This is a genomic window from Shigella flexneri 2a str. 301 (genome assembly GCF_000006925.2).
Lineage (GTDB): Bacteria > Pseudomonadota > Gammaproteobacteria > Enterobacterales > Enterobacteriaceae > ECMA0423.
Genome location: NC_004337.2, coordinates 2,430,720 through 2,452,011, shown reverse-complemented (window position 1 = coordinate 2,452,011; position 21,292 = coordinate 2,430,720). Strand labels below are relative to the sequence as shown.

Here is a 21,292-nt window from a genome sequence, read left to right as displayed (position 1 = left end):
TTGCGGCGTCTGGAGCACCATGCCTGATGCGACGCTTATCGCGTCTTATCAGGCCTACACGTCACACGTAGGTTGGATAAGGCGTTCACGCCGCATCCGGCAAACACTGCGAGAGCAGATTACCCCGCCTTAACCGCTTTACCCTTCAACAATTTCCGCACCCATAACCGATTCGGGTTTAACGCCGCCAGCGTACTGGCATCCATCGGAATCGGTTCGTCGCTCATCTGCGCCGCCAGAATCTCGGCACACAGCGGGGCAGAACACAAACCGCGAGAACCTAAAGCCGCAAACATAAAGAGATCGTCAAAAACCGGCGCGCTTACCGCCTCATCTTTTTGCTCCGCCAACGACGCATATTCCACGAGTGTTGCCTCATAATCGGGAACATTGCCTACCATTGGCAGATGATCGCGGGTGGCACAACGCACACCGCAGCGCGCCTCTTTATCACTGACATCAACCTCTTTTGCCCACTGTGCCTGCGGGAAACAATCAATCAACCGCTGGCGATTCTGCTGCTGATCGTCCTCACTGTACGCCGTATCTTCGCTGCCGCGATGATAACTGGCACCAATACAATGATGTTGATTCGCCGGATTTTGTGGCGTGAGATAACCGTCATAGCACAGCACCTGCTTCAGCTCTGCCAGTTCCGGCGTTGTCGGAATATGGCTGACCTGCCCGGCAACCGAATACACCGGGAGAGTCGACGTTTGGCTGAAACGGCTGATTTGATGCCCGTTCGCCAGTACCACTACGCTGTGTGTTGCTTGCTGATCTCCTGCAAAATTCAACAACCAACAGTCATCCTTACGGGATAAATTCTGTAACTGATATTGATAATAAATCTGCAAACCCTGCTGTTGCGCCAGTTCCAGCACATTACGGGTCAGTTCTGCTGGGCACAGCCAACCACCTTGCGGATAAGTAATGCCGCTGCAATTTGTCGCAACGCCCGTAATTTGTTCAACCGCATTTGCCTCAACGGCTACAGCCAGTTCTGCGGGTAAATCCATTGACAACATCTGTGCGATTTTATGCTGGCTTTTCTCATCCCAGCCTAACTGCGTGACGCCGCACCAGTCATGATCAAATTTAACGGGTAATTGGTCGTAAAACCGACGAGCAAAAGTAAACGCATTAGAGAAAAAGCGGTTTAGCGCCTCATCGTGTTTGCTTAATAACGGATACAGCGCCCCCTGGCGATTGCCGGAAGCACCCAGTGCGGGGGCTTCATCCGCGCAATAAAGCGCTACCTGCCAGCCGCGCCGTAATAACGCCAGCGACAACAACGCGCTGGCAATACCACCGCCGATAATCGCTACTTCCCGTTTGCTGCTGCCCGTACGATTAAACCACGGCGTGGAGCAGGGGAGTGGTAATGTCTGTTCCATCACCCCACAAAGCATTTCCCGTTTGCGCCCAAAGCCCTTACGTTTTTGCATCGTGAATCCGGCTTCCTGCAAACCGCGGCGGACAAAACCGGCAGACGTAAATGTCGCCAGCGTGCCGCCTGGACGCGCCAACCTTGCCATGGCGTTAAACAGATTTTGCGTCCACATATCCGGGTTTTTAGCTGGCGCAAAGCCGTCCAGAAACCAGGCATCTACTTTTTGATTTAGCGAATCGTCCAGTTGGCTGGTCAGTTCGTTAATATCGCCAAACCATAAATCCAGCGTCACGCGGCTTTCATCGAGCAATAAACGATGGCAACCGGGCAAGGGCATTGGCCACTGCGCCTGAAGTTGTTCTGCCCACGGAGCCAGTTCCGGCCAGTGTTGATGCGCTAAGGCTAAATCCGCACGGGTGAGGGGAAATTTCTCAAAACTAATGAAATGTAAGCGTTGTAATTGCGCTTGCGGATGCGCTTCGCGAAACTGATCAAATGCCTTCCATAGCGTCAGGAAGTTTAATCCGGTGCCGAAGCCGCTCTCTGCTATCACAAACAGAGGATGTGGATGCTCAGGAAAGCGTACCTCTAATTGGTTACCTCCCAGAAAAACATAACGCGTCTCTTCCAGCCCGTTATCGTTGGAAAAATAGACATCGTCAAAATCTCGGGAAACAGGTGTACCCTCAGCATTAAATTCGAGGTTGGCAGGTTGTATGGAGTAGTGTTTCACGTAAGTTACTCGTCTTACAGGCGGTGGCTCGATCTTAGCGATGTGTGTAAGGCTGCGCAAATATCTCTATTAAATGGCTGATCGGACTTGTTCGGCGTACAAGTGTACGCTATTGTGCATTCGAAACTTACTCTATGTGCGACTTACAGAGGTATTGAATGAAACGTGCAGTGATTACTGGCCTGGGCATTGTTTCCAGCATCGGTAATAACCAGCAGGAAGTCCTGGCATCTCTGCGTGAAGGACGTTCAGGGATCACTTTCTCTCAGGAGCTGAAGGATTCCGGCATGCGTAGCCACGTCTGGGGCAACATAAAACTGGATACCACTGGCCTCATTGACCGCAAAGTTGTGCGCTTTATGAGCGACGCATCCATTTATGCATTCCTTTCTATGGAGCAGGCAATCGCTGATGCGGGCCTCTCTCCGGAAGCTTACCAGAATAACCCGCGCGTTGGCCTGATTGCAGGTTCCGGCGGCGGTTCCCCGCGTTTCCAGGTGTTCGGCGCTGACGCAATGCGCGGCCCGCGCGGCCTGAAAGCGGTTGGCCCGTATGTGGTCACTAAAGCGATGGCATCCGGCGTTTCTGCCTGTCTCGCCACGCCGTTTAAAATTCATGGCGTTAACTACTCCATCAGCTCCGCGTGTGCGACTTCCGCACACTGTATCGGTAACGCAGTAGAGCAGATCCAACTGGGCAAACAGGACATCGTGTTTGCTGGCGGCGGCGAAGAGCTGTGCTGGGAAATGGCCTGCGAATTCGACGCGATGGGTGCGCTATCTACTAAATACAACGACACCCCGGAAAAAGCCTCCCGTACTTACGACGCTCACCGTGACGGTTTCGTTATCGCTGGCGGCGGCGGTATGGTAGTGGTTGAAGAGCTGGAACACGCGCTGGCGCGTGGTGCTTACATCTATGCTGAAATCGTTGGCTACGGCGCAACCTCTGATGGTGCAGACATGGTTGCTCCGTCTGGCGAAGGCGCAGTACGTTGTATGCAGATGGCGATGCATGGCGTTGATACCCCAATCGATTACCTGAACTCTCACGGTACTTCGACTCCGGTTGGCGACGTGAAAGAGCTGGCAGCTATCCGTGAAGTGTTCGGCGATAAGAGCCCGGCGATTTCTGCAACCAAAGCCATGACCGGTCACTCACTGGGCGCTGCGGGTGTGCAGGAAGCTATCTACTCTCTGCTGATGCTGGAACACGGCTTTATCGCCCCGAGCATCAACATTGAAGAGCTGGACGAGCAGGCTGCGGGTCTGAACATCGTGACCGAAACGACCGATCGCGAACTGACCACTGTTATGTCTAACAGCTTCGGCTTCGGCGGCACCAACGCCACGCTGGTAATGCGCAAGCTGAAAAGATTAATTCGCAGTAGGCCGGAGTAGGTCGGATAAGACGCGCCAGCGTCGCATCCGACGTTACGCGCCAATGCGGCCTCCGGCACTAACGCAAAAGGGAACCTGATGGTTCCCTTTTTCACATCATTGACAATCGCCACCAGTTCTAGGCAAACTTCCCGCTTTGTCGATTTCCTTCTGAAAAGACGTACGCGTTAAATCCTGCCAACGCACCGTAACCCTGAAACCAGAGAGATGAGACGGGGATACTCCTCGCCTTGCGCTGCATTCTGGAGTAATGCATGACTGCTGTAAGCCAAACCGAAACACGATCTTCTGCCAGTTTTTCGCTCTTCCGCATCTCTTTTGCGGTTTTTCTCACCTACATGACCGTAGGGTTGCCGTTGCCGGTTATCCCGCTGTTTGTTCATCATGATCTGGGCTATGGCAATACCATGGTCGGCATTGCCGTCGGGATTCAGTTTCTGGCTACGGTGCTGACGCGTGGTTACGCCGGGCGACTGGCCGATCAATATGGCGCAAAACGTTCGGCGCTTCAGGGGATGTTAGCTTGTGGTCTGGCTGGCGGCGCGTTGCTGCTGGCGGCGATTTTGCCTGTCTCCGCACCGTTCAAATTTGCCCTGTTGGTCATCGGGCGTTTGATTCTTGGGTTTGGTGAAAGCCAGTTACTGACAGGCGCTCTGACCTGGGGGTTAGGCATCGTAGGGCCAAAACACTCTGGCAAAGTGATGTCATGGAACGGAATGGCGATTTACGGTGCCCTCGCTGTTGGTGCGCCGCTTGGCCTGTTGATTCATAGCCATTACGGTTTTGCCGCACTGGCGATCACCACAATGGTATTACCCTTACTGGCGTGGGCCTGTAACGGCACAGTGCGCAAAGTACCGGCCCTGGCGGGAGAACGTCCATCGCTGTGGAGCGTTGTCGGGCTTATCTGGAAACCAGGGTTAGGGCTGGCACTACAAGGCGTTGGTTTTGCGGTTATCGGGACTTTCGTTTCGCTCTACTTTGCCAGCAAAGGATGGGCGATGGCGGGCTTTACTCTTACCGCGTTTGGCGGCGCATTTGTCGTGATGCGCGTCATGTTTGGCTGGATGCCGGACCGTTTTGGCGGCGTGAAAGTGGCGATTGTCTCTCTGCTTGTAGAAACGGTGGGCTTGTTGCTGCTCTGGCAAGCCCCAGGTGCATGGGTCGCATTAGCGGGCGCGGCGTTAACCGGAGCCGGATGTTCGCTTATCTTTCCTGCGCTGGGCGTGGAGGTGGTTAAACGCGTCCCCTCACAAGTTCGCGGCACCGCACTGGGCGGTTACGCCGCGTTTCAGGATATCGCCCTCGGCGTCTCCGGGCCGCTGGCGGGAATGCTGGCGACCACGTTTGGTTACTCTTCGGTATTTCTTGCCGGGGCGATCTCTGCGGTGCTGGGTATTATTGTCACGATACTGTCATTTCGTCGGGGTTAACGAACCAGCCAGACCAGCATCAGGATAATCGCGACTAACAGTATCCACAGCGCGGGACGCGTTGCCATATTTTGCAACGTGTCCATCATCGGTGGAAAAGGATTAAGCAGCGGTTGCATATCACGCGGATCAATCCCTTTAACCCGCCGTTGATAAAGCTGATTAAGAATATCCTCGGCCTGGGCAGAAGAAAGCGATGATTGCGCAGAAAGGCCATATTTTTGCTGGATATATGCCGATAACGCCGCCAGTTCACTGGCATCTAAAGGTTGTTTTAGCGCCATCTGTAGTGATTCCAGCGTCGGCGTATTTTGCTGGCTTAGCGTCTGACGCGCCTGTAGCCAGGTCACCAGATGGTTAAACAGTTTCGCTGGAATTAACTCGCCATCTTTCACCCCGGAAAGTTCCAGCATCGATTGCCAGATCTGTTTGCTGGGTTCCCCCGTTGCCGCCGCAAGTTTGGTCACCAGCTGTTTTAGCGCATTGTGCTCCGCCGGTAATAAAGGACGGTCGGTCGCCTCGCGCTGCTGTGGTTGCGGAATAACCATCTTCCCTTCCTGCAACAGGGTGAGAATGGTTTTTAATTGCTCCGGTGAGAGCTGATTCAGCGGCGTCTGACCAAAGTTATGACGGATATAATCCGTGACCGCCTGACGATGATTCCCCAGACGTAAATACTCCCCTAATTGCGCTAAAAGCTGGCGGGCAGAATGGCTTTTTTGCGCGGCCAGCAGACGTTGCGCCAGATTATGCTCAGCGGCAGGGAAGTGACGCGAAAGCAGCGGTGAATCTCCCGACAGACCAATATCGTGCCTGATACCCGCCCACAGTTCTGCTCTTTGTTGTTGCGTCAGTGAGGTCACTTTCGTCATTAAGCTTTCCAGCGAAGTACGTTGCTGACTGGATAAAGGCTGATTGCCCGCGCCAGACGGCAGGTTATCTCCCTGACCTGGTGGCTGCCCAGGAGGAGGGCCGGAAATAGGTTGTATCATTACGTATCCTTATACCTGAAATCTTCGCAAGTATGCCTGGCCGCGAGATTATGGCATACTTGTCCGGTTAACTCTCGTCTCATACAGGTAACACAAACGTGAAAATCCTTGTTGATGAAAATATGCCTTATGCCCGCGACTTATTTAGCCGTTTGGGTGAGGTGATCGCGGTTCCCGGGCGTCCAATCCCCGTCGCTCAACTGGCAGACGCGGATGCGCTGATGGTGCGTTCGGTCACGAAAGTGAATGAATCTTTGCTGGCAGGAAAACCCATTAAATTTGTTGGAACTGCCACTGCGGGGACCGACCATGTCGATGAAGCATGGTTGAAGCAGGCGGGAATTGGTTTTTCCGCTGCACCTGGCTGTAATGCGATTGCGGTGGTGGAATATGTTTTCTCCTCCCTGCTGATGCTTGCCGAACGCGATGGATTTTCACTGCACGACCGTACGGTGGGGATCGTGGGCGTTGGTAACGTTGGACGTCGATTGCAGGCGCGACTGGAAGCGTTAGGGATTAAAACCTTACTTTGCGATCCGCCTCGCGCCGACCGTGGGGATGAGGGTGATTTCCGCTCGCTGGATGAGTTAGTCCAGCGCGCGGATATTCTGACTTTCCATACGCCACTCTTTAAAGATGGTCCGTACAAAACGCTACATCTGGCGGATGAAAAACTGATCCGTAGCCTGAAGCCCGGAGCGATTCTGATTAACGCCTGCCGTGGCGCAGTCGTCGATAATACCGCGCTGCTGACCTGCCTGAATGAAGGCCAGAAGTTAAGCGTGGTGCTGGATGTCTGGGAAGGCGAGCCGGAACTTAATGTGGAATTGCTGACAAAAGTGGATATCGGCACGCCGCATATCGCAGGCTATACCCTGGAGGGTAAAGCGCGTGGCACGACGCAAGTGTTTGAAGCCTATAGCAAGTTTATTGGGCATGAACAACACGTTGCGCTGGATACGTTGCTGCCCGCGCCTGAGTTTGGCCGCATTACGCTGCATGGTCCGCTCGATCAACCGACGCTGAAAAGGCTGGTGCATTTGGTGTATGATGTGCGCCGCGATGACGCACCGCTGCGTAAAGTCGCCGGGATACCGGGTGAGTTCGATAAACTACGCAAAAACTATCTTGAGCGCCGTGAATGGTCATCTCTGTATGTAATTTGTGATGACGCCAGTGCGGCATCATTGCTGTGTAAACTGGGTTTTAACGCCGTTCATCATCCGGCACGTTAATCTCTTCTTCATGCTCTCTGCTGTAACATTGGCAGGGAGCTTTGCTATTTCTGGAGTAAACCACCATGTCTGAAGGCTGGAACATTGCCGTCCTGGGCGCAACTGGCGCTATGGGCGAAGCCCTGCTTGAAACGCTGGCTGAACGTCAGTTCCCGGTTGGGGAAATTTATGCACTGGCACGTAACGAAAGCGCAGGCGAACAACTGCGCTTTGGTGGTAAAACAATCACCGTGCAGGATGCCGCTGAATTCGACTGGACGCAGGCGCAGCTGGCATTTTTTGTCGCAGGCAAAGAAGCTACCGCTGCCTGGGTTGAAGAAGCGACCAACTCAGGTTGCCTGGTGATCGACAGCAGCGGACTGTTTGCTCTCGAACCCGACGTACCGCTGGTGGTGCCGGAAGTAAACCCGTTTGTACTGACCGATTACCGCAACCGGAATGTCATCGCCGTACCAGACAGTCTGACCAGCCAGCTGCTGGCGGCACTGAAACCGTTAATCGATCAGGGCGGTTTGTCGCGTATCAGTGTTACCAGCCTGATTTCAGCCTCCGCCCAGGGCAAAAAAGCGGTCGATGCGTTAGCGGGGCAGAGTGCGAAATTGCTCAACGGCATTCCGATTGACGAAGAAGATTTCTTCGGTCGTCAACTGGCGTTCAATATGCTGCCGTTGTTGCCGGATAGCGAAGGTAGCGTGCGTGAAGAACGTCGTATCGTTGACGAAGTACGCAAAATCCTGCAGGACGAAGGGCTGATGATTTCGGCAAGCGTCGTCCAGGCACCGGTATTCTACGGTCATGCCCAGATGGTCAACTTTGAAGCACTGCGTCCGCTGGCGGCAGAAGAAGCGCGTGATGCGTTTGCTCAGGGCGAAGATATTGTGCTCTCTGAAGAGAACGAATTCCCGACTCAGGTAGGGGATGCTTCGGGTACGCCGCATCTTTCTGTTGGCTGCGTGCGTAATGACTACGGTATGCCGGAGCAAGTCCAGTTCTGGTCGGTGGCCGATAACGTTCGCTTTGGCGGCGCGCTGATGGCAGTAAAAATCGCCGAGAAACTGGTGCAGGAGTATCTGTACTAATGTCCGACCAGCAACAACTGCCAGTTTATAAAATTGCGCTGGGCATTGAGTACGACGGCAGTAAGTATTACGGCTGGCAACGGCAGAATGAAGTCCGCAGTGTGCAGGAGAAGCTGGAAAAGGCGCTCTCCCAGGTGGCGAACGAACCCATCACCGTCTTCTGCGCCGGGCGTACTGACGCAGGGGTACACGGTACCGGGCAAGTGGTGCATTTCGAAACAACCGCGCAGCGCAAAGACGCGGCGTGGACCTTGGGCGTAAATGCGAATTTACCTGGTGACATCGCCGTGCGTTGGGTTAAAGCTGTACCTGATGATTTTCATGCCCGATTTAGCGCCACGGCTCGCCGTTATCGCTACATCATCTACAATCATCGGCTGCGCCCGGCGGTACTGAGTAAAGGGGTAACCCATTTTTACGAACCGCTGGACGCTGAACGGATGCATCGGGCTGCGCAATGCTTGCTGGGCGAGAATGATTTCACCTCGTTCCGTGCGGTGCAGTGCCAGTCCCGAACCCCGTGGCGCAACGTTATGCATATTAATGTCACGCGTCACGGTCCTTATGTGGTGGTTGATATCAAAGCGAATGCCTTTGTACATCATATGGTCAGGAATATTGTCGGCAGCCTGATGGAAGTCGGTGCCCACAACCAGCCGGAGAGCTGGATAGCAGAGTTGCTGGCGGCAAAGGACAGAACGCTGGCGGCAGCAACGGCAAAAGCGGAAGGGCTGTATCTGGTCGCGGTGGATTACCCTGACCGGTATGATCTTCCAAAACCGCCAATGGGCCCGCTATTTCTGGCGGACTAACGAGAATAATGCTCGGAACATTTCAGGCTGTAGCCAACGTAGTTACAGCCTGAAAGATGACGAGTACAAGGCATAGGCAAATATGGACCTGATTTATTTCCTCATCGATTTTATCCTGCACATTGACGTGCATCTGGCAGAGCTAGTCGCGGAGTACGGCGTCTGGGTTTATGCCATTTTGTTCTTAATTTTGTTCTGTGAAACCGGTCTGGTGGTAATGCCGTTTTTACCGGGTGATTCATTGCTGTTTGTTGCCGGAGCGTTGGCATCACTGGAAACCAACGATCTCAACGTCCATATGATGGTAGTGCTGATGCTGATCGCCGCGATTGTGGGTGACGCGGTCAATTACACTATCGGGCGGTTGTTCGGTGAAAAGTTATTCAGTAATCCCAATTCGAAAATTTTCCGTCGCAGTTATCTCGACAAAACCCATCAGTTTTATGAGAAACATGGCGGCAAAACGATTATTCTCGCCCGTTTTGTGCCGATCGTCAGAACGTTCGCCCCGTTTGTTGCGGGAATGGGCCACATGTCGTACCGTCATTTCGCTGCTTATAACGTGATCGGCGCACTGTTGTGGGTACTGCTTTTTACCTACGCAGGCTATTTCTTCGGTACAATCCCGATGGTTCAGGATAACCTTAAGCTGCTGATCGTCGGGATTATTGTGGTTTCTATTTTGCCGGGCGTCATCGAAATAATCCGTCACAAACGCGCTGCGGCACGCGCCGCAAAATAAAAAGTAACTCCGCGGTTCGACCACTTTTTTATCCAAAGTTTCGGGCTGTTATGTTTTAATGTGCAACATTCATGGTCTGTTGGGGGCAAAAATGGCATTATGCGTCCCCAAAGATAAAACTGGCATCGAACCAGGTTCAGACAGAAAGGTCCCTAATGAGCTGGATTGAACGAATTAAAAGCAACATTACTCCCACCCGCAAGGCGAGCATTCCTGAAGGGGTGTGGACTAAGTGTGATAGCTGCGGTCAGGTTTTATACCGCGCTGAGCTGGAACGTAATCTTGAGGTCTGTCCGAAGTGTGACCATCACATGCGTATGACAGCGCGTAATCGCCTGCATAGCCTGTTAGATGAAGGAAGCCTTGTGGAGCTGGGTAGCGAGCTTGAGCCGAAAGATGAGCTGAAGTTTCGTGACTCCAAGAAGTATAAAGACCGTCTGGCATCTGCGCAGAAAGAAACCGGCGAAAAAGATGCGCTGGTGGTGATGAAAGGCACTCTGTATGGAATGCCGGTTGTCGCTGCGGCATTCGAGTTCGCCTTTATGGGCGGTTCAATGGGGTCTGTTGTGGGTGCACGTTTCGTGCGTGCCGTTGAGCAGGCGCAGGAAGATAACTGCCCGCTGATCTGCTTCTCCGCCTCTGGTGGCGCACGTATGCAGGAAGCACTGATGTCGCTGATGCAGATGGCGAAAACCTCTGCGGCACTGGCAAAAATGCAGGAGCGCGGCTTGCCGTACATCTCCGTGCTGACCGACCCGACGATGGGCGGTGTTTCTGCAAGTTTCGCCATGCTGGGCGATCTCAACATCGCTGAACCTAAAGCGTTAATCGGCTTTGCCGGTCCGCGTGTTATCGAACAGACCGTTCGCGAAAAACTGCCGCCTAGATTCCAGCGCAGTGAATTCCTGATCGAGAAAGGCGCGATCGACATGATCGTCCGTCGTCCGGAAATGCGCCTGAAACTGGCGAGCATTCTGGCGAAGTTGATGAATCTGCCAGCGCCGAATCCTGAAGCGCCGCGTGAAGGCGTAGTGGTACCCCCGGTACCGGATCAGGAACCTGAGGCCTGATAACTGATAAGGGCAGGGCCACTGGCTCTGCCCTTTTGCTATTCTCACCGTAACGAATCAGCGGATACCATGATTATCAAACGCACTCCTCAAGCCGCGTCGCCTCTGGCTTCGTGGCTTTCTTATCTGGAAAACCTGCACAGTAAAACTATCGATCTCGGCCTTGAGCGCGTGAGCCAGGTCGCGGCGCGTCTTGGCGTCCTGAAACCAGCGCCATTTGTGTTTACCGTTGCGGGTACGAATGGCAAAGGCACCACCTGCCGTACGCTGGAGTCGATTCTGATGGCGGCAGGGTACAAAGTGGGCGTCTACAGTTCGCCTCATCTGGTGCGTTATACCGAGCGCGTACGTGTGCAGGGCCAGGAATTGCCGGAATCGGCCCACACCGCCTCTTTTGCGGAGATTGAATCGGCACGCGGTGATATTTCCCTGACCTATTTCGAGTACGGTACGCTGTCGGCGTTGTGGCTGTTCAAGCAGGCACAACTTGACGTGGTGATTCTGGAAGTAGGGCTGGGCGGTCGTCTGGACGCAACCAATATTGTCGATGCCGATGTCGCGGTAGTAACCAGTATTGCGCTGGATCATACCGACTGGCTGGGTCCAGATCGCGAAAGTATTGGTCTCGAGAAAGCAGGCATCTTCCGCAGCGAAAAACCGGCAATTGTCGGTGAGCCGGAAATGCCTTCTACCATTGCTGATGTGGCGCAGGAAAAAGGTGCACTGTTACAACGTCGGGGCGTTGAGTGGAACTATTCCGTCACCGATCATGACTGGGCGTTTAGCGATGCTCACGGCACGCTGGAAAATCTGCCGTTGCCGCTTGTCCCGCAACCGAATGCCGCAACGGCGCTGGCGGCACTGCGTGCCAGCGGGCTGGAAGTCAGTGAAAATGCCATTCGCGACGGGATTGCCAGCGCAATTTTGCCGGGACGTTTCCAGATTGTGAGCGAGTCGCCACGCGTTATTTTTGATGTCGCGCATAATCCACATGCGGCGGAATATCTCACCGGGCGTATGAAAGCGCTACCGAAAAACGGGCGCGTGCTGGCGGTTATCGGTATGCTACATGATAAAGATATTGCCGGAACTCTGGCCTGGTTGAAAAGCGTGGTTGATGACTGGTATTGTGCGCCACTGGAAGGGCCGCGCGGTGCCACGGCAGAACAACTGCTTGAGCATTTGGGTAACGGCAAATCATTTGATAGCGTTGCGCAGGCATGGGATGCCGCAATGGCGGACGCTAAAGCGGAAGACACCGTGCTGGTGTGTGGTTCTTTCCACACGGTCGCACATGTCATGGAAGTGATTGACGCGAGGAGAAGCGGTGGCAAGTAAGTTTCAGAATCGGTTAGTGGGCACGATCGTGCTGGTGGCGCTGGGGGTGATTGTACTTCCAGGGCTGCTGGACGGGCAGAAAAAACATTATCAGGATGAGTTCGCGGCTATCCCGCTGGTGCCGAAAGCGGGCGATCGTGATGAGCCTGATATGATGCCAGCCGCCACCCAGGCGTTGCCGACGCAGCCGCCGGAAGGCGCAGCGGAAGAGGTGCGGGCAGGTGATGCCGCAGCACCGTCGCTCGATCCGTCCCTATCTGCAGCCAATAACTCGGAGTTTCAACCGGAACATGCACCGGTCGCCCCACCGAAGCGGAAACCGGTGGAGCCGCTTAAACCAAAGGTTGAAGTACCACGTGCGCGGAAGCCACAACAGAAGCCGGTCGTGGAAGAAAAAGCAGCGCCAACGGGTAAAGCTTATGTTGTGCATCTGGGTGCGCTGAAAAATGCCGATAAAGTGAATGAGATTGTCGGTAAGCTGCGCGGTGCCGGTTATCGGGTTTATACGTCGCCATCCACGCCAGTGCAGGGTAAAATTACCCGTATTCTGGTTGGGCCGGATGCCTCGAAAGATAAGCTGAAAGGTTCGCTGGGTGAGTTGAAGCAACTTTCTGGCTTAAGTGGCGTGGTAATGGGCTATACGCCGAATTAATACAGTCTTGCCTGATGCGACGCTGGCGCGTCTTATCAGGCTTGGGCAGTGTTAGAACCGTAGGTCGGATAAGGCGTTTACGCCGCATCCGACACGCATTGCACGATGCCGCAAAGGCATAAAAAGTCGATGGCGTTGAATATTTTTTCAGCGCCATTTTTATTGATGCGCGGGAAGGAAATCCCTACGCAAACGTTTTCTTTTTCTGTTAGAATGCGCCCCGAACAGGATGACAGGGCGTAAAATCGTGGGACACATATGGTCTGGATTGATTACGCCATAATCGCGGTGATTGCTTTTTCCTCTCTGGTTAGCCTGATCCACGGCTTTGTTCGTGAAGCGTTATCGCTGGTGACATGGGGTTGTGCTTTCTTTGTTGCCAGTCATTACTACACTTACCTGTCAGTCTGGTTTACGGGCTTTGAAGACGAACTGGTTCGAAATGGGATTGCCATCGCGGTACTGTTTATCGCTACCCTGATCGTTGGTGCTATCGTGAACTTCGTGATAGGCCAGTTGGTGGAGAAAACGGGGTTGTCAGGCACCGATCGGGTGCTGGGCGTCTGTTTCGGTGCGTTGCGCGGTGTGTTGATTGTTGCCGCCATTCTCTTCTTTCTCGACTCCTTTACCGGGGTGTCGAAAAGTGAAGACTGGAGCAAATCACAGCTGATCCCGCAATTCAGTTTTATCATCAGATGGTTTTTTGATTATCTGCAAAGCTCGTCAAGTTTCTTGCCCAGAGCGTAAGTGCTCTGAGATGTGGCTTAACGAGGAAAAAGACGTATGTGCGGTATTGTCGGTATCGCCGGTGTTATGCCGGTTAACCAGTCGATTTATGATGCCTTAACGGTGCTTCAGCATCGCGGTCAGGATGCCGCCGGCATCATCACCATAGATGCCAATAACTGCTTCCGTTTGCGTAAAGCGAACGGGCTGGTGAGCGATGTATTTGAAGCTCGCCATATGCAGCGTTTGCAGGGCAATATGGGCATTGGTCATGTGCGTTACCCTACGGCTGGCAGCTCCAGCGCCTCTGAAGCGCAGCCGTTTTACGTTAACTCCCCGTATGGCATTACGCTTGCCCACAACGGCAATCTGACCAACGCTCACGAGTTGCGTAAAAAACTGTTTGAAGAAAAACGCCGCCACATCAACACCACTTCCGACTCGGAAATTCTGCTTAATATCTTCGCCAGCGAGCTGGACAACTTCCGCCACTACCCGCTGGAAGCCGACAATATTTTCGCTGCCATTGCTGCCACAAACCGCTTAATCCGCGGCGCGTATGCCTGTGTGGCGATGATTATCGGCCACGGTATGGTTGCTTTCCGCGATCCAAACGGGATTCGTCCGCTGGTACTGGGAAAACGTGATATTGACGAGAACCGTACAGAATATATGGTCGCTTCCGAAAGCGTAGCGCTCGATACGCTGGGCTTTGATTTCCTGCGTGACGTCGCGCCGGGCGAAGCGATTTACATCACTGAAGAAGGGCAGTTGTTTACCCGTCAATGTGCTGACAATCCGGTCAGCAATCCGTGCCTGTTTGAGTATGTATACTTTGCCCGCCCGGACTCGTTTATCGACAAAATTTCCGTTTACAGCGCGCGTGTGAATATGGGCACGAAACTGGGCGAGAAAATTGCCCGCGAATGGGAAGATCTGGATATCGACGTGGTGATCCCGATCCCAGAAACCTCGTGTGATATCGCGCTGGAAATTGCTCGTATTCTGGGCAAACCGTACCGCCAGGGCTTCGTTAAAAACCGCTATGTTGGCCGCACCTTTATCATGCCGGGCCAGCAGCTGCGTCGTAAGTCCGTGCGCCGTAAACTGAATGCCAACCGCGCCGAGTTCCGCGATAAAAACGTCCTGCTGGTCGACGACTCCATCGTCCGTGGCACCACTTCTGAGCAGATTATCGAGATGGCACGCGAAGCCGGAGCGAAGAAAGTGTACCTCGCTTCTGCGGCACCGGAAATTCGCTTCCCGAACGTTTATGGTATTGATATGCCGAGCGCCACGGAACTGATCGCTCACGGTCGCGAAGTTGATGAAATTCGCCAGATCATCGGTGCTGACGGGTTGATTTTCCAGGATCTGAACGATCTGATCGACGCCGTTCGCGCTGAAAATCCGGATATCCAGCAGTTTGAATGCTCGGTGTTCAACGGCGTCTACGTCACCAAAGATGTTGATCAGGGCTACCTCGATTTCCTCGATACGTTACGTAATGATGACGCCAAAGCAGTGCAACGTCAGAACGAAGTGGAAAATCTCGAAATGCATAACGAAGGATGATGCCTTCGCTGAGGGTGCCGGTCTGGCACCCTGACTTGCAACTCCCGCCGAAATACTGCAAAGTCTGCCTGCAAGTCTGACAGGGCAACTATTTATGAAACGACTCATTGTAGGCATCAGCGGTGCCAGCGGCGCGATTTATGGCGTGCGCTTATTACAGGTTCTGCGCGATGTCACAGATATCGAAACGCATCTGGTGATGAGCCAGGCGGCGCGCCAGACCTTATCCCTCGAAACGGATTTTTCCCTGCGCGAAGTGCAGGCATTAGCTGATGTCACGCTCGATGCGCGCGATATTTCCGCCAGCATCTCTTCCGGTTCTTTCCAGACGCTGGGGATGGTGATTTTACCCTGTTCAATCAAAACCCTGTCCGGCATTGTCCATAGCTATACTGATGGCTTACTGACCCGTGCGGCAGATGTGGTGCTGAAAGAGCGTCGCCCGTTGGTGCTCTGCGTGCGTGAAACACCATTGCACTTAGGCCATCTGCGTTTAATGACTCAGGCGGCAGAAATCGGTGCGGTGATTATGCCTCCCGTTCCGGCGTTTTATCATCGCCCGCAATCCCTTGATGATGTGATAAATCAGACGGTTAATCGTGTTCTTGACCAGTTTGCAATAACCCTTCCTGAAGATCTCTTTGCCCGCTGGCAGGGCGCATAACTCCGCTGTTGCCCTGTTTCAGGGCAATTTTGCAACCGCGATCAAATCCTCGACATTTTGTTTCTGCCATTCAATCGAAACGCTGCGATTCAACCGCTATACCTGCTATCTTCAACTTCAGGACAATAATGCAATGTCTTATTAACATATTTAACGTTGAATGTTACTGTTGTCGTCAAGATGGCATAAGACCTGCATGAAAGAGCCTGCAAACACACAACACAATACACAACATAAAAAAGCCATTTTCACTTGAGGGTTATGTATGAAGAAGTCGATTCTCGCTCTGTCTTTATTAGTCGGTCTCTCCGCAGCGGCTTCCAGCTATGCGGCGCTACCGGAGACGGTACGTATCGGAACCGATACCACCTATGCGCTGTTCTCGTCGAAAGATGCTAAAGGTGATTTTGTTGGCTTTGATATCGATCTCGGTAACGAGATGTGCAAACGGATGCAGGTGAAATGTACCTGGGTTGCCAGTGACTTTGACGCGCTGATCCCCTCACTGAAAGCGAAAAAAATCGACGCTATTATTTCGTCGCTTTCCATTACCGATAAACGTCAGCAGGAGATTGCCTTCTCCGACAAGCTGTACGCCGCAGATTCTCGTTTGATTGCTGCCAAAGGTTCACCGATTCAGCCAACGCTGGATTCACTGAAAGGTAAACATGTTGGTGTGCTGCAGGGATCAACCCAGGAAGCTTACGCTAACGAGACCTGGCGTAGTAAAGGCGTGGATGTGGTGGCCTATGCCAACCAGGATTTGGTCTATTCCGATCTGGCTGCAGGACGTCTGGATGCTGCGTTACAAGATGAAGTTGCTGCCAGCGAAGGATTCCTCAAGCAACCTGCTGGTAAAGATTTCGCTTTTGCTGGCTCATCAGTAAAAGACAAAAAATACTTCGGTGATGGCACCGGTGTAGGGCTACGTAAAGATTATGCTGAACTGACGGCTGCCTTCAATAAGGCGCTTGGCGAGCTGCGTCAGGACGGCACCTACGACAAGATGGCGAAAAAGTATTTCGACTTTAATGTCTACGGTGACTGATACGTCGCTGGGAAGCTGTACCTGATGGAATGATCATCATGGTGCACGCCAGGTTTGTTGCACTATCGTGGTGCATTGAAATGCATACTTAAGCATTTTTAATGAAAAATAATACGTCTAACGGGGCGGGATATTTTGCCTTGATGGTCAATTTTATGGCACGATAAGTGTAACAAACCTGTAAATATTCCCTATAAAAAGACTGTCAGTTGAGGACATTATGAAAAAACTGGTGCTATCGCTCTCTCTGGTTCTGGCCTTCTCCAGCGCAACTGCGGCACTTGCTGCAATTCCGCAAAACATCCGCATCGGTACCGACCCGACCTATGCGCCATTTGAATCAAAAAATTCACAAGGCGAACTGGTTGGTTTCGATATCGAGCTGGCGAAGGAGTTGTGCAAGCGCATCAATACGCAATGTACGTTTGTCGAAAACCCGCTGGATGCGTTAATCCCGTCCTTAAAAGCGAAGAAGATTGACGCCATCATGTCATCGCTTTCCATTACGGAAAAACGTCAGCAAGAAATTGCCTTCACCGACAAACTGTACGCTGCCGATTCTCGTCTGGTGGTGGCGAAAAATTCTGACATTCAGCCGACAGTCGAGTCGCTGAAAGGCAAACGGGTAGGCGTATTGCAGGGCACCACCCAGGAGACGTTCGGTAATGAACACTGGGCACCAAAAGGCATTGAAATCGTCTCGTATCAGGGGCAGGACAACATTTATTCTGACCTGACTGCCGGACGTATTGATGCCGCGTTCCAGGATGAGGTCGCTGCCAGCGAAGGTTTCCTCAAACAACCCGTCGGTAAAGATTACAAATTCGGTGGTCCGTCTGTTAAAGATGAAAAACTGTTTGGCGTAGGGACCGGCATGGGCCTGCGTAAAGAAGATAACGAACTGCGCGAGGCACTGAACAAAGCCTTTGCCGAAATGCGCGCTGACGGTACTTACGAGAAATTAGCGAAAAATACTTCGATTTTGATGTTTATGGTGGTTAATCGCCATCGGTGAAAGAAAGCCCGCTCCCTTCGGGTAACCGGAGGGAGACAAGAGGCGGTAATTCACCACACACGACAGGACAGGCAGCATGTTGTATGGGTTTTCAGGTGTTATTTTACAGGGTGCGCTCGTCACGCTGGAGCTGGCTATCAGCTCTGTAGTGCTCGCTGTAATCATCGGTTTAATTGGCGCTGGCGGTAAGCTCTCGCAAAATCGGCTTTCGGGGCTGATTTTCGAAGGGTACACCACGCTGATTCGAGGCGTGCCGGACTTGGTGTTGATGCTGCTGATTTTCTATGGTTTGCAGATTGCGCTAAACATGGTGACGGAGGCGATGGGCGTCGGGCAGATTGATATCGATCCGATGGTCGCTGGTATTATCACTCTCGGTTTTATCTACGGTGCTTATTTTACCGAAACGTTCCGTGGCGCGTTTATGGCAGTGCCGAAAGGGCATATAGAGGCGGCGACGGCGTTCGGTTTTACTCGCGGGCAAGTGTTTCGGCGGATCATGTTTCCGGCGATGATGCGTTACGCCCTGCCAGGCATTGGCAACAACTGGCAGGTGATCCTCAAATCTACCGCACTGGTTTCGTTACTCGGCCTGGAAGATGTGGTCAAAGCCACGCAGCTGGCAGGCAAAAGTACCTGGGAACCGTTCTATTTCGCCATCGTCTGTGGCGTGATTTACCTGGTTTTCACCACCGTTTCCAATGGTGTGCTGCTGTTCCTTGAGCGCCGCTACTCCGTGGGTGTGAAGAGGGCTGACCTGTGATCGAAATCTTACATGAATACTGGAAACCGCTGCTGTGGACCGACGGTTATCGCTTTACTGGTGTGGCGATCACTCTGTGGCTGCTTATTTTGTCGGTAGTGATAGGCGGAGTCCTGGCGCTGTTTCTGGCGATTGGTCGTGTCTCCAGTAATAAATACATCCAGTTTCCAATCTGGTTATTTACCTATATTTTTCGCGGTACGCCGCTGTATGTTCAGTTGCTGGTGTTCTATTCCGGCATGTACACGCTTGAGATTGTTAAGGGAACCGAATTCCTTAACGCTTTCTTCCGCAGTGGCCTGAACTGTACCGTGCTGGCGCTGACGCTTAACACCTGCGCTTACACTACCGAGATTTTTGCTGGGGCAATCCGTTCGGTTCCGCATGGGGAAATTGAAGCCGCCAGAGCCTATGGCTTCTCGACCTTTAAAATGTATCGCTGCATTATTTTGCCTTCTGCGCTGCGTATTGCGTTACCGGCATACAGCAACGAAGTGATCCTGATGCTGCACTCTACTGCGCTGGCGTTTACGGCCACTGTGCCGGATCTGCTGAAAATAGCCCGCGATATTAACGCCGCCACGTATCAACCTTTTACCGCCTTCGGCATTGCCGCGGTGCTCTATTTAATCATCTCTTATGTCCTGATCAGCCTCTTTCGCAGAGCGGAAAAACGCTGGTTGCAGCATGTGAAACCTTCTTCAACGCACTGAGAATACGATGTCCGAGAATAAATTAAACGTTATCGATTTGCACAAACGCTATGGCGAACACGAAGTGCTGAAAGGGGTCTCACTGCAAGCGAATGCCGGAGATGTAATAAGCATCATCGGATCGTCGGGATCGGGGAAAAGTACCTTTCTGCGCTGCATTAACTTCCTCGAAAAACCGAGTGAAGGATCGATCGTGGTCAATGGCCAGACGATCAATCTGGTGCGCGACAAAGACGGTCAACTCAAAGTCGCCGATAAAAATCAACTGCGCTTACTGCGCACACGCCTGACGATGGTATTCCAGCACTTCAATCTCTGGAGCCATATGACGGTGTTGGAAAACGTCATGGAAGCGCCGATTCAGGTGTTGGGCCTGAGCAAGCAGGAAGCGCGCGAGCGGGCGGTGAAGTATCTGGCGAAAGTCGGGATAGACGAACGTGCGCAGGGGAAATATCCGGTGCATCTTTCCGGCGGTCAGCAACAGCGTGTTTCTATCGCGCGGGCGCTGGCGATGGAACCAGAAGTTTTACTGTTTGATGAACCTACCTCGGCGCTCGATCCTGAACTGGTAGGCGAAGTGTTACGTATTATGCAGCAACTGGCAGAAGAGGGGAAAACCATGGTGGTAGTGACTCACGAAATGGGCTTTGCTCGCCATGTTTCTACTCACGTCATTTTCCTCCATCAGGGGAAAATAGAAGAAGAGGGCGCGCCGGAGCAGTTATTTGGCAACCCGCAAAGCCCTCGTCTGCAACAGTTCCTTAAGGGATCGCTGAAATAATTTCCTCTCCGGTGGCTAACGCTGCCGGAGTATTTTCAAGGGGAATTTGCGAGTCAGCTTCCGCTGAAATGTAAAAGTTGCAGTCCGCTAAAAATACTTCTGAATTCGCTGTCCAAAGATAAAAACTGCCTGCTGCATTGGGTGTTAATCGTGGTTATTGTCGCGTCATCTTAAATTTGAGGGGTGACGGAACGCCATGACAATATCGACAACTTCCACGCCGCATGATGCGGTATTTAAATCTTTTTTACGCCATCCAGACACCGCGCGGAATTTTATTAATATTCATCTTCCCGCGCCGCTGCGCAAACTGTGTGATTTAACGACGCTTAAACTAGAACCAAACAGTTTTATTGATGAAGACCTGCGGCAATATTATTCCGACCTCTTGTGGTCTGTGAAAACGCAGGAGGGAGTGGGTTATATTTATGTAGTGATAGAGCACCAAAGTAAGCCGGAAGAATTAATGGCTTTTCGCATGATGCGTTATTCCATTGCGGCAATGCAAAACCATCTTGATGCGGGCTATAAAGAGCTTCCATTGGTGATCCCGATGCTGTTTTATCATGGTTGCAGAAGTCCTTATCCTTATTCACTCTGCTGGCTTGATGAATTTGCCGAGCCTGCTATAGCCCGCAAAATATATTCATCAGCGTTTCCGTTGGTGGATATTACCGTGGTGCCGGATGACGAGATTATGCAACACCGCAAAATGGCGCTGTTGGAGTTAATTCAGAAACATATTCGTCAGCGCGATCTGTTGGGATTAGTCGACCAAATTGTTTCGCTGCTAGTTACAGGGAACACTAATGACAGACAGCTAAAAGCCCTGTTTAATTACGTATTACAAACAGGGGATGCCCAGCGTTTCCGTGCATTTATTGGTGAGATAACAGAACGCGCACCACAAGAAAAGGAGAAACTGATGACCATTGCTGACAGATTACGTGAAGAAGGCGCAATGCAGGGCAAACACGAAGAAGCCCTGCGTATTGCTCAGGAGATGCTGGATAGAGGTTTAGACAGAGAGTTAGTTATGATGGTGACCCGACTTTCACCAGACGATCTTATCGCGCAAAGCCACTAATCCTGTAACACAGGGAGTTAACTGGCGGATGTTTGCTGTAA

General features: G+C 52.4%; 20 protein-coding genes. 18 read left to right on the top strand and 2 right to left on the bottom strand.

Features of this window, described 5'->3' with window-relative positions; all coding sequences use genetic code 11:
• Nucleotides 1–119: 119 nt before the first annotated feature.
• Complete coding sequence (locus SF2400) at nucleotides 120–2,186, bottom strand: peptidase (RefSeq protein ID NP_708206.3); 2,067 nt, start codon at nucleotides 2,184–2,186, stop codon at nucleotides 120–122.
• Nucleotides 2,187–2,284: 98 nt separating this feature from the next.
• Here SF2400 and fabB point away from each other — a divergent pair, with 98 nt between their 5' ends.
• Complete coding sequence (gene fabB, locus SF2399) at nucleotides 2,285–3,526, top strand: 3-oxoacyl-ACP synthase (protein NP_708205.1); 1,242 nt, start codon at nucleotides 2,285–2,287, stop codon at nucleotides 3,524–3,526.
• A gap of 254 nt (nucleotides 3,527–3,780) precedes the next feature.
• Entirely contained in the window at nucleotides 3,781–4,959 is a 1,179-nt protein-coding gene (locus SF2398; protein ID NP_708204.2) for a transporter, read from the top strand.
• On the opposite strand, the gene flk is transcribed toward SF2398, so the two are convergent.
• Nucleotides 4,956–5,951 (bottom strand): flagella biosynthesis regulator, encoded by a 996-nt coding sequence (gene flk / locus SF2397; protein NP_708203.1) that lies wholly within the window; start codon nucleotides 5,949–5,951, stop codon nucleotides 4,956–4,958. The genes SF2398 and flk overlap by 4 nt on opposite strands.
• 98 nt (nucleotides 5,952–6,049) lie before the next feature.
• Between flk and pdxB the strand changes: the two genes are divergently transcribed.
• The 16 genes from pdxB (at nucleotide 6,050) to yfcI (ending at nucleotide 21,251) form a co-directional block, all read left to right on the top strand.
• Nucleotides 6,050–7,186: an erythronate-4-phosphate dehydrogenase gene (gene pdxB / locus SF2396; protein NP_708202.1), complete on the top strand. Its 1,137-nt coding sequence runs from the start codon at nucleotides 6,050–6,052 to the stop codon at nucleotides 7,184–7,186.
• A 65-nt stretch (nucleotides 7,187–7,251) separates the two neighbouring features.
• Nucleotides 7,252–8,265 (top strand): semialdehyde dehydrogenase, encoded by a 1,014-nt coding sequence (gene usg, locus SF2395; protein ID NP_708201.1) that lies wholly within the window; start codon nucleotides 7,252–7,254, stop codon nucleotides 8,263–8,265.
• A complete protein-coding gene (gene truA / locus SF2394) occupies nucleotides 8,265–9,077 on the top strand; it encodes a tRNA pseudouridine synthase A (protein NP_708200.1) in 813 nt (270 codons plus the stop codon). The genes usg and truA overlap by 1 nt, the downstream gene beginning before the upstream one ends.
• Nucleotides 9,078–9,159: 82 nt before the next feature.
• A complete protein-coding gene (gene dedA / locus SF2393; protein NP_708199.1) occupies nucleotides 9,160–9,819 on the top strand; it encodes a hypothetical protein in 660 nt (219 codons plus the stop codon).
• Nucleotides 9,820–9,974: 155 nt separating this feature from the next.
• Nucleotides 9,975–10,889, top strand: a complete 915-nt coding sequence (gene accD, locus SF2392; RefSeq protein NP_708198.2) for an acetyl-CoA carboxylase carboxyltransferase subunit beta — start codon at nucleotides 9,975–9,977, stop codon at nucleotides 10,887–10,889.
• Nucleotides 10,890–10,958: 69 nt separating this feature from the next.
• Nucleotides 10,959–12,227, top strand: a complete 1,269-nt coding sequence (gene folC / locus SF2391; RefSeq protein NP_708197.1) for a bifunctional folylpolyglutamate synthase/ dihydrofolate synthase — start codon at nucleotides 10,959–10,961, stop codon at nucleotides 12,225–12,227.
• 16 nt (nucleotides 12,228–12,243) lie between these two features.
• Nucleotides 12,244–12,879: a lipoprotein gene (gene dedD, locus SF2390; RefSeq protein NP_708196.4), complete on the top strand. Its 636-nt coding sequence runs from the start codon at nucleotides 12,244–12,246 to the stop codon at nucleotides 12,877–12,879.
• Between the two features lie 258 nt (nucleotides 12,880–13,137).
• The gene (gene cvpA, locus SF2389; RefSeq protein ID NP_708195.1) at nucleotides 13,138–13,626 is read left to right on the top strand and encodes a colicin V production protein; all 489 of its coding nucleotides are present in this window, start codon (nucleotides 13,138–13,140) and stop codon (nucleotides 13,624–13,626) included.
• A 36-nt stretch (nucleotides 13,627–13,662) separates the two neighbouring features.
• Nucleotides 13,663–15,180 carry an amidophosphoribosyltransferase gene (purF, locus tag SF2388; RefSeq protein NP_708194.1) on the top strand — a complete coding sequence of 506 codons (1,518 nt, stop codon included), beginning with the start codon at nucleotides 13,663–13,665 and terminating at the stop codon, nucleotides 15,178–15,180.
• 94 nt (nucleotides 15,181–15,274) lie between these two features.
• Complete coding sequence (gene ubiX / locus SF2387) at nucleotides 15,275–15,844, top strand: 3-octaprenyl-4-hydroxybenzoate carboxy-lyase (RefSeq protein ID NP_708193.1); 570 nt, start codon at nucleotides 15,275–15,277, stop codon at nucleotides 15,842–15,844.
• A 265-nt stretch (nucleotides 15,845–16,109) separates the two neighbouring features.
• A complete protein-coding gene (gene argT / locus SF2386; protein NP_708192.1) occupies nucleotides 16,110–16,892 on the top strand; it encodes a lysine/arginine/ornithine ABC transporter substrate-binding protein in 783 nt (260 codons plus the stop codon).
• A 220-nt stretch (nucleotides 16,893–17,112) separates the two neighbouring features.
• Entirely contained in the window at nucleotides 17,113–17,907 is a 795-nt protein-coding gene (hisJ, locus tag SF2385) for a histidine ABC transporter substrate-binding protein HisJ (protein NP_708191.1), read from the top strand.
• 76 nt (nucleotides 17,908–17,983) lie between these two features.
• Nucleotides 17,984–18,670, top strand: coding sequence for a histidine/lysine/arginine/ornithine ABC transporter permease HisQ (gene hisQ / locus SF2384; protein ID NP_708190.1), 687 nt, complete (start codon nucleotides 17,984–17,986; stop codon nucleotides 18,668–18,670).
• Nucleotides 18,667–19,383 (top strand): histidine/lysine/arginine/ornithine ABC transporter permease HisM, encoded by a 717-nt coding sequence (hisM, locus tag SF2383; RefSeq protein NP_708189.1) that lies wholly within the window; start codon nucleotides 18,667–18,669, stop codon nucleotides 19,381–19,383. The genes hisQ and hisM overlap by 4 nt, the downstream gene beginning before the upstream one ends.
• Before the next feature lie 7 nt (nucleotides 19,384–19,390).
• Complete coding sequence (gene hisP, locus SF2382; RefSeq protein ID NP_708188.1) at nucleotides 19,391–20,164, top strand: histidine/lysine/arginine/ornithine ABC transporter ATP-binding protein; 774 nt, start codon at nucleotides 19,391–19,393, stop codon at nucleotides 20,162–20,164.
• Nucleotides 20,165–20,360: 196 nt separating this feature from the next.
• Nucleotides 20,361–21,251: a hypothetical protein gene (gene yfcI / locus SF2381; RefSeq protein ID NP_708187.1), complete on the top strand. Its 891-nt coding sequence runs from the start codon at nucleotides 20,361–20,363 to the stop codon at nucleotides 21,249–21,251.
• Nucleotides 21,252–21,292 lie beyond the last annotated feature (41 nt).

Bases quoted from the DNA above. Each gene is read 5' to 3' on its own strand.
- flk (NP_708203.1), bottom strand. From the start codon at position 5,951: ATGATACAACCTATTTCCGGCCCTCCTCCTGGGCAGCCACCAGGTCAG.
- dedA (NP_708199.1), top strand. From the start codon at position 9,160: ATGGACCTGATTTATTTCCTCATCGATTTTATCCTGCACATTGACGTG.
- usg (NP_708201.1), top strand. From the start codon at position 7,252: ATGTCTGAAGGCTGGAACATTGCCGTCCTGGGCGCAACTGGCGCTATG.
- hisP (NP_708188.1), top strand. From the start codon at position 19,391: ATGTCCGAGAATAAATTAAACGTTATCGATTTGCACAAACGCTATGGC.
- truA (NP_708200.1), top strand. From the start codon at position 8,265: ATGTCCGACCAGCAACAACTGCCAGTTTATAAAATTGCGCTGGGCATT.
- hisJ (NP_708191.1), top strand. From the start codon at position 17,113: ATGAAAAAACTGGTGCTATCGCTCTCTCTGGTTCTGGCCTTCTCCAGC.
- fabB (NP_708205.1), top strand. From the start codon at position 2,285: ATGAAACGTGCAGTGATTACTGGCCTGGGCATTGTTTCCAGCATCGGT.
- SF2398 (NP_708204.2), top strand. From the start codon at position 3,781: ATGACTGCTGTAAGCCAAACCGAAACACGATCTTCTGCCAGTTTTTCG.
- argT (NP_708192.1), top strand. From the start codon at position 16,110: ATGAAGAAGTCGATTCTCGCTCTGTCTTTATTAGTCGGTCTCTCCGCA.
- ubiX (NP_708193.1), top strand. From the start codon at position 15,275: ATGAAACGACTCATTGTAGGCATCAGCGGTGCCAGCGGCGCGATTTAT.
- accD (NP_708198.2), top strand. From the start codon at position 9,975: ATGAGCTGGATTGAACGAATTAAAAGCAACATTACTCCCACCCGCAAG.
- cvpA (NP_708195.1), top strand. From the start codon at position 13,138: ATGGTCTGGATTGATTACGCCATAATCGCGGTGATTGCTTTTTCCTCT.
- purF (NP_708194.1), top strand. From the start codon at position 13,663: ATGTGCGGTATTGTCGGTATCGCCGGTGTTATGCCGGTTAACCAGTCG.
- yfcI (NP_708187.1), top strand. From the start codon at position 20,361: ATGACAATATCGACAACTTCCACGCCGCATGATGCGGTATTTAAATCT.
- hisQ (NP_708190.1), top strand. From the start codon at position 17,984: ATGTTGTATGGGTTTTCAGGTGTTATTTTACAGGGTGCGCTCGTCACG.
- folC (NP_708197.1), top strand. From the start codon at position 10,959: ATGATTATCAAACGCACTCCTCAAGCCGCGTCGCCTCTGGCTTCGTGG.